Origin of the sequence: Sorangium sp. So ce1504, assembly GCF_051521635.1 — a bacterium.
GTDB lineage: Bacteria > Myxococcota_A > Polyangia > Polyangiales > Polyangiaceae > Sorangium > Sorangium cellulosum_B.
Window position 1 is genome coordinate 7,476,350 of sequence record NZ_CP150365.1, and the last position, 15,047, is coordinate 7,491,396.

The 15,047-nt window shown below is 71.6% G+C and carries 9 protein-coding genes; 2 read left to right on the forward strand and 7 right to left on the reverse strand.

All coding sequences use genetic code 11. The annotated features are described in order from the left end of the window. Positions 1-34: 34 nt before the first annotated feature. The gene (locus WMF39_RS28090) at positions 35-3,910 is read right to left on the reverse strand and encodes a protein kinase domain-containing protein (RefSeq protein WP_437739555.1); all 3,876 of its coding nucleotides are present in this window, start codon (positions 3,908-3,910) and stop codon (positions 35-37) included. A gap of 254 nt (positions 3,911-4,164) precedes the next feature. Beyond that, the gene (locus WMF39_RS28095; protein WP_437739556.1) at positions 4,165-4,368 is read right to left on the reverse strand and encodes a hypothetical protein; all 204 of its coding nucleotides are present in this window, start codon (positions 4,366-4,368) and stop codon (positions 4,165-4,167) included. A gap of 93 nt (positions 4,369-4,461) precedes the next feature. Here WMF39_RS28095 and WMF39_RS28100 point away from each other — a divergent pair, with 93 nt between their 5' ends. After that, positions 4,462-6,012, forward strand: coding sequence for an ATP-binding protein (locus tag WMF39_RS28100; protein ID WP_437739557.1), 1,551 nt, complete (start codon positions 4,462-4,464; stop codon positions 6,010-6,012). Between the two features lie 32 nt (positions 6,013-6,044). Here WMF39_RS28100 and valS read toward each other — a convergent pair whose 3' ends face one another. The 5 genes from valS to WMF39_RS28125 all read right to left on the reverse strand — a co-directional run bounded on the left by valS (position 6,045) and on the right by WMF39_RS28125 (position 13,053). Then, the gene (valS, locus tag WMF39_RS28105) at positions 6,045-8,747 is read right to left on the reverse strand and encodes a valine--tRNA ligase (RefSeq protein ID WP_437739558.1); all 2,703 of its coding nucleotides are present in this window, start codon (positions 8,745-8,747) and stop codon (positions 6,045-6,047) included. A gap of 203 nt (positions 8,748-8,950) precedes the next feature. Next, complete coding sequence (locus tag WMF39_RS28110) at positions 8,951-9,685, reverse strand: ferredoxin--NADP reductase (protein WP_437739559.1); 735 nt, start codon at positions 9,683-9,685, stop codon at positions 8,951-8,953. 213 nt (positions 9,686-9,898) lie between these two features. Continuing rightward, positions 9,899-10,108, reverse strand: coding sequence for a hypothetical protein (locus WMF39_RS28115; protein ID WP_437739560.1), 210 nt, complete (start codon positions 10,106-10,108; stop codon positions 9,899-9,901). 786 nt (positions 10,109-10,894) lie between these two features. Further along, positions 10,895-11,566 (reverse strand): hypothetical protein, encoded by a 672-nt coding sequence (locus WMF39_RS28120; RefSeq protein WP_437739561.1) that lies wholly within the window; start codon positions 11,564-11,566, stop codon positions 10,895-10,897. Positions 11,567-11,727: 161 nt separating this feature from the next. Beyond that, complete coding sequence (locus tag WMF39_RS28125) at positions 11,728-13,053, reverse strand: flavohemoglobin expression-modulating QEGLA motif protein (protein WP_437739562.1); 1,326 nt, start codon at positions 13,051-13,053, stop codon at positions 11,728-11,730. A 358-nt stretch (positions 13,054-13,411) separates the two neighbouring features. On the opposite strand from WMF39_RS28125, the gene WMF39_RS28130 reads away from it, so the two are divergent. Beyond that, entirely contained in the window at positions 13,412-14,884 is a 1,473-nt protein-coding gene (locus WMF39_RS28130) for a serine/threonine protein kinase (protein WP_437739563.1), read from the forward strand. Positions 14,885-15,047 lie beyond the last annotated feature (163 nt).

A 15,047-nucleotide genomic window follows, 5' to 3' on the forward strand; every position in this document is an offset into this window, starting at 1 on the left:
CCGACAGCGGCGTGCCGCTTCGTGCACCACGGGCTCAGCCGCCGAGCCACTGCCGCGCGAGCTCGAGCGTGCGGGCGTTGTCCGGCACGTCGCGGAGGAAGCGCTCGCGCCAGGCCGGCTCGCTGAGCTGCTCGGCGCGCGCGAGCAGCGCCGTCCTGGCCGACGCGATCGCGACCTCGGCCTCGGCGCGCCTCCCGCTCGCGGCGAGCGCCTCGACATACGCCAGGCGGACGAGCGACTCGCCCTCTTCCAGCGTGCCGAACTCCGAGAGCCGCGCGCTCGCCTCGGCGGCAGCCCGGATCGCCTCGTCGGTGCGCCCGAGCCCGAGCAGCGCGCGCGCGAGGAGGGAGAAGGCCTGCACGCAGAGCGTCGGCGCGCTCTCGAAGAGCGCGATGGCCGCGCGCGCCTCGCGCTCGGCGGCCTCGAAATCGCCCATGGCGAGGGCGATCTTCGCCAGGTAGCAGCGAGCGAAGAGCTCCGTGCGCACCATGCCCGCCCCCTGGCTCGACGCGACCGCCTCCTCGGCGAGCGCCCGCCCCTCGGCGAGCTGACCACGGTACCCGAGCGCGTGCGCGAGGTTGGCCTGCACAGAGACCTTCAGCTCGTCCAGGTGCATCCGGTCGGCCGCCTCCATGGCTGCCCGCAACATCGACTGGGCCATCTCGAAGTCGCCGAGCTCCGTGCACACGGAGCCCAGGCTCGCCCGGGCGCTGAGCGCGTTGCGACGATCGCCAGCCTGCTCGAAGGCGAGCAACGCGGCTTCCTGGCTGGCGGCGCAGGAGCCCAGGTCGCCTCTGCACATCTCATGGGCCGCGCGCGCGTCGTGGAGGTGCGCGACCACCTCGATATCCGTCGTCTCCGCGCTCGCGAGGGCGCGCTGGACCACATCGAGCAGCGCGGCGCCTTCGGCGTACCGCCCCCCCAGCGACAGCGCGCTCGCGCCCGCGGACAGGCAGCGGTGCTTTGCGTCCTGCGCGTCGCCGGAGGCGGCCACGCCCACCGCCTCGGTCGTCCAGCGTTCAACCTCGTCCAGCCGCCCCAGCTTGGACGTGGCCCATACCAGGGGGATGATGGCCGAGAACCACGCGGCCGAGCCGCGCTCCACCAGGCCCAGCGCCTCGCTCCCCCGCTCCGCGGAGAGCGCGAGATCGCCGCGCCACACATGAGCCTCCGCCTGGACCCAGCGGAGCCTGCCGGCGGCGTCCCCGGCCGCGCCGCAGCCGAGACCCCGGTCGGCCCGCGCGATCGCCGCGTCGAGATCGCCGCCGCGGAGCGCCTCCTCCGCCGCGCGCAGGTACGCCTCCGCCGCCCGCGCCGGCGCGCCGCCGAGCTCGAAGTGCTCCGCCAGCACCGTCGCGTCCGCCCCGCCAGCGCGGGCCAGCCAGTCGCCCGCAAGGCCGTGCCCGACGCGGCGGTCGCGCTCGGTCAGCATGCCGTAGGCCGCCTCCCGCACCAGCGCGTGCCGGAACTCGTATTCCACCTCGCCCGCGATCCGCGCCTCGCGCCGCCGCACCAACAGCTCCCGCCGCCCCAGCTCCGCGAGCGGCTGCGCCACCGGCGCGCCGCCCACCAAGGCCGCGATGGCACCTTCCCACGACGTCTCGCCGAACACGCTCGCCGCGCGCAGCACCCGCCGCTCCTCCACGCCCAGCGCTTCCAGCCGCGCCTGCACCATCGCCAGCGCCGTCTCCGGCATCCCCTCGCCCCGCCCCTCGGCCACCGCGCGGATCTGCTCCTCCAGCACGAACGCGTTGCCCTCGGCGCGCGCCAGCAGCTCGTCCACCTGCGCCGCGCTCACGCCGTCGCCCAGCACCTCCCGCACCAGCCGCTCGCTCGCGCGCCGGGGCAGCGCCGCGAGCCGCAGCCGAAGCCCGACCCGCTGGCGCCAGAGCTCCGGAAACAGCTCGTCCACCTCGGGGCGCGCCAGCGCCAGCACCAGCAGCGGCAGGTCCCTCGCGTGCTGGAGCGCCGCGTCGATCAGCCGCACCGTCGGCAGGTCGCCCCAGTGCAGATCCTCCAGCACCAGCAGCACCGGCTGCCGCTCGCACTCGGCCCGAACGAAGTCCTCGAACGCCTGGCGGATGCGGTCGCCCATCAGCAACGGGCTCTGGCGCGCCGCCTGCAGCTGCACATCGCCCTCGTCAGGGAAGGGCGCCCCCACCAGCTCGCCGAGGAACGCCGCCACGTGCGGCCCCTTGCTCCCGAGCCCGTCGAGCCGTTCTACCCGCGCCAGCACCTTGCTCCGCCGCACCTCCAGCGCCTCGCCGTCGAGCAGCCCCATGGCGCGGCGGAGCGCCTGGGCGAGCAAGCCGAACGCCGAGCCGGCCGCCATTGGATCGGCCCTGCCGATCCAGACCTCGGCGGCCTCGCGCTGCTCCTTGATGGCGCGCAGGAACTCCCAGGCGAGGCGCGACTTGCCCATGCCCGCGGCCCCAACGACGACCACCGCGCTCGCGGCGGGCTCGTCCAGGCAATGGCGCCACTCGGCCGCGAGCTGCGAGATCTCTCGCTCGCGCCCCACGCACGGCGTCGGCTTCCCGAGCAGCCTCGGCACCGTGTCCGGCTCCTCCTTCCGGCCGCGCAGCCAGCATCCTCCGGGCCCCCGCGCCGTATCGAAGCGGCTCGCGAGCAGGCTCGCCGTCGCGCTGTCGAGCCGGATCCCCCCGGACGGCGGGCCGTCGCTCCCCACGATCAGCTGGGCCACCCGATCGACCAGCTCACCGACAGGCAGCCTCCCCTCGATCTCCGCCAGCCCCGTCGCGACCGACATGGGCGCGCCGCCAACCACGGTCCGGAGCGCGAGCGCGCAATGGGCCGCTCGCACCGCGAGGTCCGTCGGAGACTCGGCCCCCGACAGCGCGACGAGCAGCCACTTCGACTGCAGAAAATCGAGCCTCCCACCGTGGCGCGCCGCGATGTCCCGCAGCGCCTGGGCCTGCGCGACCCCATCGGCCTCCGCCAGCGTCGCGCCGGTCTCCTCGCTGCCATGGGCGGCCAGGATGACGCACATGACCCGCCGCTCCGACGTCGTGATCTCCTCGCCGGGCGCGCGTGGCGCCGCGACCGCGCTCCCTCCCGCGGCGAGCCCCTCGCCGGCGAAGACGGCCAGCTCCGCCGCGACGGCGGCGCCGTCGCGCGGCCGGTGCTCCGCCGACTTCGACAGCATCCGGGCCACGAGGCGCTCGAGCAGCTCGGGGATGCCGTCGCGCAGCTCCCCGAGCCGCGGCGGCTCTTCCAGCACGACCTTCACGAGGAGCGACAGCAGGTTGTCGCCCAGGAACGGCCGGCGCCCCGCGAGGCACTCGAACAGGATGCACCCGAGCGCGAACACATCCGCGCGGGCGTCCACCGGCGCCTCGCCGCTCGCCTGCTCGGGGGCCATGTACCCGGGCGTCCCAAGGATCGCTCCGGGCGCCGTCAGGCTCTGCGTGAGCCAGAGCTCGCGCGCGATGCCGAAGTCGAGCAGCGTCGCTCGCTCGACCGCGCCGCCCACCAGCATCAGGTTGCTCGGCTTCAGGTCGCGGTGGACGATGCCCTGCTGGTGGACCGCGCCCAGCGTCGTCGCCACCTGCGCCGCCAGCGTCACGCTCTCCGCCATCGAGAGCGGTCCTTGAGCGAGCCTCTGCTCCAGCGTCACGCCCTCCAGCCACTCCATCGCCAGGTACGGCTGTCCTGCGCCCGTCGTCCCGTGCGCCACGTACCGCACGACCCCTGGCAGCCGGAGCGTGACGAGCGCCTTCGCCTCCCGCGCGAACCGGCGCAGATCGCCCGCGCTCGCGCTGTGCAGCACCTTGAGCGCGACCGCCTCCCCCGACCGCCGGTCACGCGCGCGATAGACCTCCCCCATCCCGCCGGATCCGGCGAACCGCTCGATCTCGAACCGATCCTCGACCACGTCCAAATCGCGCATTGCGTCTGCGATGTCGTTCACACGGGCCTCCAGCGACGGCCCTCACCCGCTGGATCACGGTACCCTGTCAGGAGCCAAATGTAATCTACGCCACGATCACCCCTGCATGTGGCCGATCTCGGGCACCTGGATCGCAGAGCGATCACAATGCGCTCTGGTGCTCGGGCGCCCGGGGACATTCGCGACGACAGCGCGTTCCGGTGCCCGGGCACCGAGCTCCTGGCCCGCCGCGCAGGGCAGCGCGCGGCGTGATCTCAACCGCCGAGTCGGATCCGGAATGTCGAGGCAGGCTCGTGTCCGCACGCCGTTCCCGCCCGACAAGGCTCGACCTCGACGCGGTGCTCGCCGGGCTCGTGATCCTTGAGCGGCACACGGAGGCGCTGGACCTGGCCGCCCTTCCATGGCCCCGGCGCGAACACCTCGGGCCGCGCCGCCGGAGGCGCCTTATTGCCACGCATCCTATCTCATCGAGGTTCGACGCCGCCGGGCGAGCGCGACCGGCGTCGCCGCGCTGGCCACCCGGAGCCGCCGCCCTTAGGCTCACCGCCGCGATGCACCGCTGGTTCAACACGGCAGGCCCCTGCAATCCGGCCGATCACTACATGCTCCCGCCAGAGGAGCGCCTGCCCGGGGTGCGCGACCTCGTCGATCGCAAGGCTTACTTCGTCCTGCATGCGCCACGGCAGATCGGCAAGACGACCTCGCTGCGTACGCTCGCCCGGCATCTCACGGCCGAAGGGCGCTATGTGGCGGTCCTCGTCTCGGCGGAGATCGGCGCTCCCTTCCCCGACGACCCTGGCGCAGCCGAGCTCGCGATGCTCGCCGAATGGCGCGGCACCGCCGGCTCGCAGCTCCCGGCCGATCTGCGGCCGCCACCGTTCCCCGATGCCCCCCCCGGCCAGCGCATCGGAGCGGCCCTGCGCGCCTGGGCCAAGGCTGCGCCGCGTCCGCTCGTCGTCTTCCTCGATGAGGCCGACGCCCTGCGCGACGCGACGCTCGTCTCCCTGCTGCGCCAGATCCGCAGCGGCTATCCCGATCGCCCGAGTGACTTCCCGCACGCGCTCGCGCTCGTCGGCCTGCGCGATGTGCGCGACTACAAGGTCACGTCCGGCGGCAGCGACAGGCTCGGGACGTCGAGCCCCTTCAACATCAAGGTCGAGTCCCTCACCCTGCGCAACTTCACGCACGACGAGGTCGCGGCGCTCTACGCCCAGCACACGGCCGAAACCGGCCAGGTCTTCCGTCCGGACGCCGTGGACCGGGCCTTCGAGCTCACCCAGGGTCAGCCATGGCTCGTGAACGCGCTCGCCCGCCAGCTCGTCGATGTCCTGGTCAAGGATCGCGCGCTGCCCATCACGGCCGCGGACGTCGATCGCGCCAGGGAGATCCTCATCGAGCGGCAGGACACGCACCTCGACAGCCTGGTGGACCGGCTGCGCCAGCCGCGCATCCGCGCCGTGATCGAGCCCATGCTCGCCGGCACCACCCTCGGCGATGTGCCCGAAGACGACCGGCGCTTCGCGGTCGACCTGGGCCTCGTGCGCCGAACGGCGGAAGGCGGTCTCGTCATCGCCAACCCCATCTACCGCGAGATCATCGTCCGTGAGCTCGCGAGCGGGGTGCGCGACTCGCTGCCGCGCATCCCGGCGACCTGGCTCACTCAGGACGGCCGCCTCGACGCCGATCGCCTGCTCGACGCCTTTCTCTCCTTCTGGCGCCAGCACGGTGAGCCGCTGCTCAGGGCGGCGCCCTACCACGAGATCGCCCCGCACCTCGTGGTCATGGCCTTCCTCCACCGCGTCGTGAACGGCGGCGGCACCATCGATCGCGAGTACGCCATCGGCCGGGGCAGGATGGATCTCTGCGTCCGTTATGCGGGCGAAACGCTCGCGATCGAGCTCAAGGTCTGGCGCGACGGCCGCCCGGATCCCCTTGCCGAGGGGCTTGCCCAGCTGGACGAGTACCTCGCCGGGCTGGGGCTCCAGCGCGGGTGGCTCATCCTCTTCGACCAGCGCTCGGGACAGCCCCCCATCGCCGAGCGCACGCGCCGCGAGTTCGCGTTGACCCCCGCCGGTCGCGAGGTCGTCGTCATTCGCGCCTGAGTGCGCTCGTCGTTCAGGAGCCTCGATCCGGGCTACTCCGTGGCCGCCGCAGCCTCCCCCGTCCCGGCCGCAGCCGCAGCCGTCACCTCCAGCTCGCAGCGCACCACCTGGACCTCGCCGTCCGCCAGCTCCGCCCGCTCCACGAGCTCGTGCGCCCCCGCCCGCACCGCCGCGAGCACGTCCCCCAGCGCCGGCTTCAGCCGCGCCAGCGTCGCCGCGTTCGCCCCCAGCGCCAGATCCGTCACCACGCGCCCCACGCTCGCGCCGAGCTCGCTCTTCCGCTTGTTGACCGCCGCCATCGCCGCAGCCGCCAGCTCCAGGAGCCCCGCGTCCGCCGGCGCCGCGACCTCCGCGAAATCCCCCGCCGCCGGCCACTTCGCCCGGTGGATCGACCGCTGCCCCGTCTCCTCCGCGTACACCCAGGCCCAGACCTCGTCGGTGATGTACGGGAGCACCGGCGCGAACAGCCGCAGCAGCACCGAGAGCCCGAGCCGCAGCGCAGCCACCGCCGAGCCCCGCGCCGCATCACCAGCGCCGCCCTCGCCGCGCGCCCGCGCCTTGGCCAGCTCCAGGTAAGCGTCGGTGAACCAGCGCCAGAAGAAATCCTCCGTCCGCTCGAGCGCCGCCGCGAACTCCTGCGCCTCGAACGAGCGCGTCGCGTCCGCCACCACCGCCGACAGCTTGTGCAAGAACGCCCGATCCAGCTCCTCGGAGACCGGATGGACCTCCGCAGACTGGCTGAGCACGTACTTGCCCGCATTCCAGATCTTCGTGACGAGGCGCTTGCCGATCTTCAGCACCTTCTCGTCAAACGCCGTGTCCGTGCCGAGCCGCGCGCTCGCCGACCAGTAGCGGACCGCGTCCGACGAGTAGTTGTCGAGCAGGTGCATCGGCGTCACGACATTGCCCTTGCTCTTCGACATCTTCTTGCGATCGGGGTCGAGGATCCACCCCGAGATCGCGATATGACGCCACGGCACCGACGCCTCGTGCAGCATCGCCTTCGCGATCGTGTAGAACGCCCACGTCCGGATGATGTCGTGCGCCTGCGGGCGCAGATCGGCCGGGAACAGCCGCGCGTGGCGCCCCTCGTCGAGCCCCCAGTGCGAGCTGATCTGCGGCGTGAGCGAGCTCGTGAACCACGTGTCGAACACGTCGGACTCCGCCGTGAAGCCGCCCGGCTTGTCCCGCTGAGACGCGTCGTACCCGGGCGGCACGTCGACCGTCGGATCGACCGGGAGCACCTCGCGCGTCGCGAGCAGCGGCCTACCGTGATCCGGGTTGCCCTCGGCGTCGAGCGGATACCAGACCGGGAACTGCACGCCGAAATACCGCTGGCGGCTGATGCACCAGTCGCCCTGGAGCCCCTCGGTCCAGTTGCGGTACCTGAGGCGCATGAAATCCGGGTGCCACTCGATCTTGTCGCCGAACTCGAGGAGCTTTTCCTTCTTGTCGGCGAGCCGGACGAACCACTGCCGCGTGGGCACGAACTCGAGCGGCTGATCGCCCTTCTCGAAGAACTTCACCGCCCGCTCGATCGGCTTCGGCTCGCCCCGCAGCGCCGGGCCTGCGCCGGGCGCCGCCGCGTGCTCCTCGCGGCGGAGGAGCTCGACGACGGCCGCGCGCGCCTGCTTCACCCCCTTGCCCTGGAGCGGGGCATACGCGGCGTTCGCGGCGGCCGGATCGCGGCTCTCAAAGGCGCCCTCCCCGAACGTCACCGGGAGGAGTCGGCCGTTCTTGCCGAGCATCTGCCGGAGAGGGAGCTTCTGCTCCCGCCACCAGATCACGTCCGTCGCGTCGCCGAAGGTGCAGACCATCAGGATGCCCGTGCCCTTCTCGCGATCCACGAGCGTGCTCGGGAAGATGGGCACCGGCGCGCGGAAGATCGGCGTGAGCGCCGTCTTGCCGAAGAGGTGCTGATACCGCGGATCCTCGGGGTGCGCCGTCACGCCCACGCAGGCCGCCAGCAGCTCCGGGCGCGTCGTGGCGATGACGAGCTGCTCGCCCGTGCCCTCCACGGCGAACGCGATGTCGTGGAACGCGCCGGACTGCGGGCGATCCTCGACCTCCGCCTGCGCGACCGCGGTCTGGAAATCGACGTCCCACATCGTGGGCGCGAAGACCGAGTAGAGGTGGCCCTTCTCGTGCAAATCCAGGAACGACAGCTGCGCCGTCCTGCGGCAGTGATCATCGATGGTGGCATACTCGTACTGCCAGTCGACCGAGAGGCCCACCCGGCGGAAGAGCGCCTTGAAGACCTGCTCGTCCTCGCGCGTGACCTTGTGGCAGAGCTCGATGAAGTTCGGCCGCGACACGATGCGCGGCTGCTCCTTCTTGAGCGCCTCCGGCGCCGCCTGCGGCAGCGAGAGGCCGCGCTCGTACGGCGTGCGCACGTCCGTGCGGACGTGGAAATAGTTCTGCACGCGCCGCTCGGTGGGCAGGCCGTTGTCGTCCCAGCCCATGGGATAGAAGATGTTGAAGCCGAGCATCCGGCGCTGCCGGACGATGACGTCCGTGTGCGTGTAGCTGAAGACGTGGCCGATGTGCAGCGAGCCCGAGGCGGTCGGCGGAGGCGTGTCGACCACGAAGGTCTCCTCGCGGGGGCGCGAGGGGTCATAACGGTACGTCCCGTCGGCCTCCCACGCGTCGGCCAGGCGCTGCTCGGCGACGGGCGAGTCGAAATGCTTCGGGAGCGTCGCTGGATCGATGGTGCGGAACGTCTTCTTGGTCGTCACGTGATCACCTGCAGAACTGACCCCGCAGGTACCGCCCGCGGGGGCGCGCATCCTACGTCGTACCCAGGGTAACGCTCAAGGCGCGCCGCGTCACCGGAGGGCGATCCACGCTCGCGTCCGCCCGAGATCGGCGGCTCCTTCCTTGGAGAGGCCGGCGGCTCCGCCGCGGCGCTCGACGTGGACGCGCTCGCCGGGACGGCGGCTCAGTCGTAGCGCTCGACGTGGACGTGCTTGCGGGGTACGCCGAGCTCGCCACGGGCGAGCTCGCGCACGAGCGAGACCATCCGATCGAGGCCGCAGATGAAGACGTGCGGGGCCGGATCCCCGCTCGCCCCGGCCAGCTCCCGGTAGAGCTCGGGCACGTGCGCCTGCACGTAGCCGCGGCGGCCCGACCAGGACGGGCCGCCGCGCGAGAGCGTGATCTCGTAGCGGATCCGGTCCGAGCCGCGCGCGAGCGCCTCGAGCTCGTCGCGGTAGATGATGTCCTCCTCGAAGCGCGCGCCGAACAGGATCCACAGGTGCGCGGCCACCCCGGCGCGCAGCGACGCGTGCAGCATGCTCCGGAGCGGCGTGACGCCGGTGCCGGTGGCGACGAACAGCGAGGGCGCAGGGCTCTCGGGATCGCGCGTGAAGAGCCCGTGCGGGCCGACGGCGCGGAGCGTCGCGCCGGGCTCCAGCCGGTGCAGGTACTCCGAGCCGGCCCCGCCCTCCACGCGGGTGACCGCCAGATCGAAGCGAGGCGAGCCGTCGGGGGCAGAGGCGATCGAGTAGGCGCGCTTCACCTCACCGCCCGGGAGCGGGAGGACGAGGTTGACCCATTGCCCGGCCTCGAACAGGAACTCCCTGCCGTCAGCGCGCTCGAACGAGAGCTCTCGCACGAAGGGGCTGAGAGGCCGGACGGCGACGAGGCGGGCTTCGAACGGTTCGGCTTGGATCATGATCGGGCCTCTGCAGGGCCACAGGCTGCTGGGCCGCGCGGGTGGCGAGGTCTTACCGCAGCCCTCGCCCTGGCCCAATCACGATCGGAGCCGTCAGCGCGCTGCCGGACGGCGTGGAGTCGCGGAAGTCTAGGCCTTCCGGCTCCACGCCGCCGGAGCGCACGGCCGGACCGCCGCCGTTCGCGACGCTCCGGCGCCGGAGCGGCAGCGGATCTACCGCTGCACGCCCATGCGGCGGCGCTGCGGGATGTTCAGCGCCGGCCGGGAGCGATCCTGGTTCGGGAGCTTGCTCGGCCGGCGGGGCTCCCTGTGCGCGGGCTTCGGCGCCGGGGCATGCCCCGCCTGCGGCGGGCGCTGCTCGGGCGTCTTGGCCGAACCGAGCTGCAGTGCGCGCTCGGGGAGATGCGCGGGTCGCTCCGTCATAGAATCCTCCATTCGATCACTCATCACCACGGCAGAAAGAGCACCAAGGCTGAACGAACCCTTCGAAGAACCAGCTCTCATACACCCTCCATTCATCGTACGACCCCGGATTGAAGGCACACCGATGCCGCGACGGACGCTGGCTCCGGACGCCGCCCAAAGGCCTCTCGACTGGCGCTCTCGCGCGATGGAACGCACCTCCACGCATCGCCGGGGCAGGGCGGTCCGCATCACCACACGCCCCCTGGCAAGGCGCCTCAGCGCCTCGCCGTCAGGAGAGATGGCGAGTCGGCCCGCCGCGCCACGAACCATCCGGCTCGGTGCTTCGCGCGAGCGGCCAGCGAGCGAGGGGCTGCGACCGCGAGGTCAACGACCTCCAGCGCATCGGACTCGTTCGCAGTTGGACCACGCTCCGTCCCCACGAGCACACGACCCACGCCCGCGCGGGGATTCCGCGGGCGGCCGTCGTAGCTGCTCACGCGCGGCGGCAGAGGGTCGCCGTGCCTACCTGGGCAACAGGCGCTTCCCCTTCGGGGCCGCGTGACGGAGCGGTGGTATCAGCAGGGAGTGTTCATGATTGACGCGGGCGACGCGTCGACAACAACGCTAGCACCGGAGCCAGAGATCGCCCAGCACTTTCTGCGTCTGTGGAGGAGAGCAGTGCGCGTGGTGATCTCGCGCTGTCCTCGCGGAGCGTTCGTGTCCTCCTTTTGCTTCCGCTTCCGCTTCTTCTCCGCCTCACGAGCCACAGGAGCGCGCGGGCGCGCCTGGGCGCCGAGCCGCAGCTCAGAACGCGATGCGCAGCCCCAGGCCAAGGGGGACCGCTCCAGGCGACGCGACGACGGCGCCCGGACCGACGAGGAGGCGCGCAGCGGCCAGCCCGCGCATATCGAGCCCTTTCCGCAGCACCCGCTTCTTGCCGATCACGTAGAGCGGCAGGCCGGCGCCAACGGCGGCCACGCCCCCGGCCGCCGTCGCCACGGCCACCGTGTACCCGTCGCGGTGCTTCGTGACGGCCTCGTCGTGGTTCGCGGTGATCAGCACGGCGCCGGTGACGACGGCGGCTGCTCCGAGGCTCGCGAGGACGATCCCCGAGACCATCATGACCGTGCTGTTCCGCTCGGTCGTCCGCTCCATGAAGTTGCGGAGCTCTCTCTTCGTCGCCTCGATCTCCAGCTCGATCTGGCGCCCTCGGGCGTCTCGCATGTCCTCGGAGTCAACAAAATCGTGGACGGCGTCCGCCTCGTACTTGAGCGCCTCGATCCTCGCCTCGTACGCAGCGACCGTCGCCTCCCACATGGCCTGCGGCGGGAGCTCCTCCACGGCCGGCGCGGCCACGGCCGGCGCGGCAGGGGGCGCGGAGGGCGCGAGCTGCGGGGGCGGCGTCTGCGCGGCCGCGCTCGACGCGAGCACCGCGCCGGCAAGGGCGAGCGCCCACGCGACGAGGCGGCGGCGCACCGCGGCCGCGGAAGAAGTGGAGGACGCGCGCGCCGGGGGCGCGGAGGGATGCGCGAAACGGGAATGGACTCGTCCCATCAGCGAGCGGCATACCTCAACCGTGGCGCAGGGACATCTGCCGCGTCCCGCTCGCCCGGCCTGCGCCCGCGATCGCGGCGCCCTCACCCCTCCCGGGGCCGGCCGCGGCGCTTGCTCCCCTCCCCGTCCCCGACCGGCCGCGCCTCGGCGGCCACGCGGAGCAGCTCCTGGAAGTGCCGCTCCACCGGGCCGAGGTCGATGCCATCCATGAACGAGGTGAACGCGAAATAGGGCAGCAGCGTCTGCCAGGCGCGAAGCCAGCCCGGCAGGTAGCGCGGCCGCTCCAGCACGCCGGCCGCGCGCAGCTCCGCCAGCACGGCGATGTCGTCGAGCGCGATCCGGCCGCAGACGAGCAGCTCCACCTCGTCGCGCAGGCCGCCGCGCAGGACCGCGGCCAGGAAGGCATAGACCTCGAGCAGGCCGGCCAGGTAACAGGCGTCCTTCGTGAAGGGCGCGCCGCCCTCGACGAGCCCGCCGCGGCAGACGCGCTGGGCGTCGAAATAGGCGTCGCGGCGCCCGGCGCCGCGCTCGCGCAGGTACCTGTAGAGATCGAGGAAGCTCGCGCCCTGCTCGGCCATGTCCACGAGCCGCACCCGCTCGGCGAGCCGGGTGAGGCGGCCGATGGAGAGCGAGCGGCTGTACAGCTCGGCGAAGATGGCGAGCCCCTCCTGCGTGCGCGTGGTGCGGGGGCCGCCCGACCGCAGGAACGCGCACCGCGGCTGCGCCGCGCCGTTGTGCGCGGTGAGCGCGTGCGTCTCCACCTCGTGGTGCCACAGCCCCTCGGCCTCCCAGGACGCGAACGTGGCCTCCGGGCGGATGCGGACGCGGCTCATGCCCGCCACCACCTTGGCCGTGATCCGCGGGTCGAGCACGATCTCGATGTCGAGCGTCGGCGTCCGCGCTGCGACGCGGGCGGCGAGCAGCTCCCGGAGCGCGCCGGCGTCGAGCGGCTCCTCGTCGGGATCGCTGGCCTCGTCCCAGCCGTGGACGCGCAGGCGCGCGGTGAGGTGCTCGGCGAGGTCGATGTTGCGGACTTCGCCGCCGAAGAACCGCGAGCGCGCGCCGCCGTAGAGCGCCCGCGAGCGCTCGGAGAACTCGCGGGTCCCCGCGGCCTCGAGCAGCTCCGCGGCCTGGATCTGCGCGCGGACGTTGTCCCGCAGCCAGTCGAGCGCGAGCGCGTCGCCGTCGATCGATCCGAGCAGCTCGCGCAGCTCGGCGATGCGCCGCGCGAGCCCGTCGCGATCCACGCGGCGCTCGACCTCGGGGAGGCGATCCTCGCCGGCGGCGAAGAAGCGCTCCTCGACCTCGCGAGGCCAGGCGATGTCCTCGAGCAGCCGGAGCGCCTTGCCCTCGGAGAGGCGGGCGCCGACCCGATCGAGCTGCTCCAGCACGGCGCGGTCGATGCTCATGGCCCCATGCTCGCGCGAACCGCGGGGCGCGGGAAGCCGCCGGCACGGGCGCTTGCGGCTCCGGCGCGGATCCGGGGCTGGATCAGGAGCGCGCCTGGCTCCGCGTGCCAGCGAGCCCTGGAGGGACGGTTTTGCGGGGGCGAACCGTCGCGATCCCGCCCGCGGGCTCTGCTGAGATCGCCCATGCGCAGTGGTTGTGTGCCGAAGCGCCCCGGAGGCCTCCGGCAACGTGTTGTCGGCAACGAGCAGGCCTGTGCCGGGGAGGCAAGCGCGAGGGCGTGCGCCGGCGCTCCCCGTCGCCACGCCGAGCATGTTGTTCAGCTCCTCGCATCCGGTATACATTGGAGCCTGAACCTCAATGAATGATGATCCCCAGCTAGCACACTGTACAGCACGAATCGGAACGGTCCTCCGGGGCAAATGGCGCATCGATTCGCTTATCGGCGTCGGCGGGATGGCTGCGGTTTACGAGGCGACACACAGGATCGGCCGGCGCTGCGCGATCAAAATCCTCCATCCGGAAATCGCGGTCTCCAAGGAGCTTCGAGCCAGGTTCGAGCAAGAGGCGCTCGCGGTAAACCAGCTCGGTCACCCCGCGGCCGTCAATGTCCTCGACATTGACACGAGCGAAGATGGCTCGCCGTTCTTGGTGATGGAGTTGCTCGACGGCGAATCGCTCGGCAAGCGCGCCCGCGGCTCCGGCGGCATCGAGGAGCGCGAGCTGCTCCGCATTGTCTCGACCGTGCTCGAAGTGCTCGAAGTCGCGCACGGGCTCGGCATCGTCCATCGAGACATCAAGCCTGACAATCTGTTTTTGACCTCTTCAGGCGGCGTCAAAGTCCTCGACTTCGGGATCGCTCGGATGAAACAGGGCGGCTCCAATGTTCGTACACGCATCGGCGCGATGCTCGGGACTATACCTTACATGTCGCCCGAACAGATCGCTGGTGGCCAGATCGATGGGCGGGCCGACGTCTTCGCCGTTGGCGCGACGATGTTTCGAATCCTAGCAAAACGCCATGTGCACGAGGGCTCCATGGAAAGCGAGCTCCTCATCAAGATGGCGACGCAGCCTGCGCCGGCCCTGCGCACCGTTGCCCCCTCTGTCAGCGCAGAGGTTTGCGCCATCGTCGATCGCGCGCTCGCTTTCGATCTATCGCGCCGCTATCCAACGGCCCGCGCCATGCGTGAAGACATCGAGCGAGTTCTGGGCGCCAATGCTACCCCTCACGCGCCAGCCCCGGTGTCGATCCGAACCGACGTGTCGTCTCCAATCAGCGTCGATGGCCCGACGATGGCTGCTCCTGCTCCCGGCCAATCGATGCAGGCACCGATGGTCGTATCCGCGCCGCCTCAATCTGCTGCAACCAGCCCACGAGCGAGCTCGAATTCGCCATTCTTGATGATTGCAGTGATTGGCTCGTTTGCTGTCGCCGTTTGCCTCGCCGCTGTCTTCTTCGTTGTTCGTTCGCAAGACTCCGCCGAAGACACTCGTGAGAGCGCGGACGATGAGGCATCGCAAGAGGACAAGGCGAGCGGTAGCTCTCGCACGATGGCCACGTCTTCCGCTACCAGCACGCCATCCTCGACCCCATCCTCGACCCCATCCTCGACCACTGGGCCCTCATCGACGCGCCGGCCCGCCCCCAATGGCAAGTATCGCCTCCTCGTCAAAGACGGCAAATATCCATTTTGCGTCACGTCGAAACTGAAGCATGCCTATCCAGTACGCACGAACGATGAGGGCGTCAAAGTGTGCATCGGCACCCCCGACGGGCCCATTCCGATTGACGGCCTCAAAGCTTACCACCCCTCCGAGCTTCAATGGTAATCGCTTTGTGAGGAGCGGCGGCCTTGTCTTGTACCGTCCCGGCATGCCGAAGAGCACGCCGCCGCCCAACTCTTCGATCGCTGGCCCCCGATGTCTTCATCACGCCTTCGGGACGGGGCTGGAGGTTCCGGCGATGCGGGCGGCGACCAGCGAGCTACGGCTC

What these genes read in the sequence shown, in the direction of transcription:
- WMF39_RS28095 (WP_437739556.1), bottom strand. Translation starts at nt 4,368, where the DNA reads ATGCGTGGCAATAAGGCGCCTCCGGCGGCGCGGCCCGAGGTGTTCGCG.
- WMF39_RS28090 (WP_437739555.1), bottom strand. Translation starts at nt 3,910, where the DNA reads ATGCGCGATTTGGACGTGGTCGAGGATCGGTTCGAGATCGAGCGGTTC.
- WMF39_RS28130 (WP_437739563.1), top strand. Translation starts at nt 13,412, where the DNA reads ATGAATGATGATCCCCAGCTAGCACACTGTACAGCACGAATCGGAACG.
- WMF39_RS28115 (WP_437739560.1), bottom strand. Translation starts at nt 10,108, where the DNA reads ATGACGGAGCGACCCGCGCATCTCCCCGAGCGCGCACTGCAGCTCGGT.
- WMF39_RS28125 (WP_437739562.1), bottom strand. Translation starts at nt 13,053, where the DNA reads ATGAGCATCGACCGCGCCGTGCTGGAGCAGCTCGATCGGGTCGGCGCC.
- WMF39_RS28100 (WP_437739557.1), top strand. Translation starts at nt 4,462, where the DNA reads ATGCACCGCTGGTTCAACACGGCAGGCCCCTGCAATCCGGCCGATCAC.
- WMF39_RS28110 (WP_437739559.1), bottom strand. Translation starts at nt 9,685, where the DNA reads ATGATCCAAGCCGAACCGTTCGAAGCCCGCCTCGTCGCCGTCCGGCCT.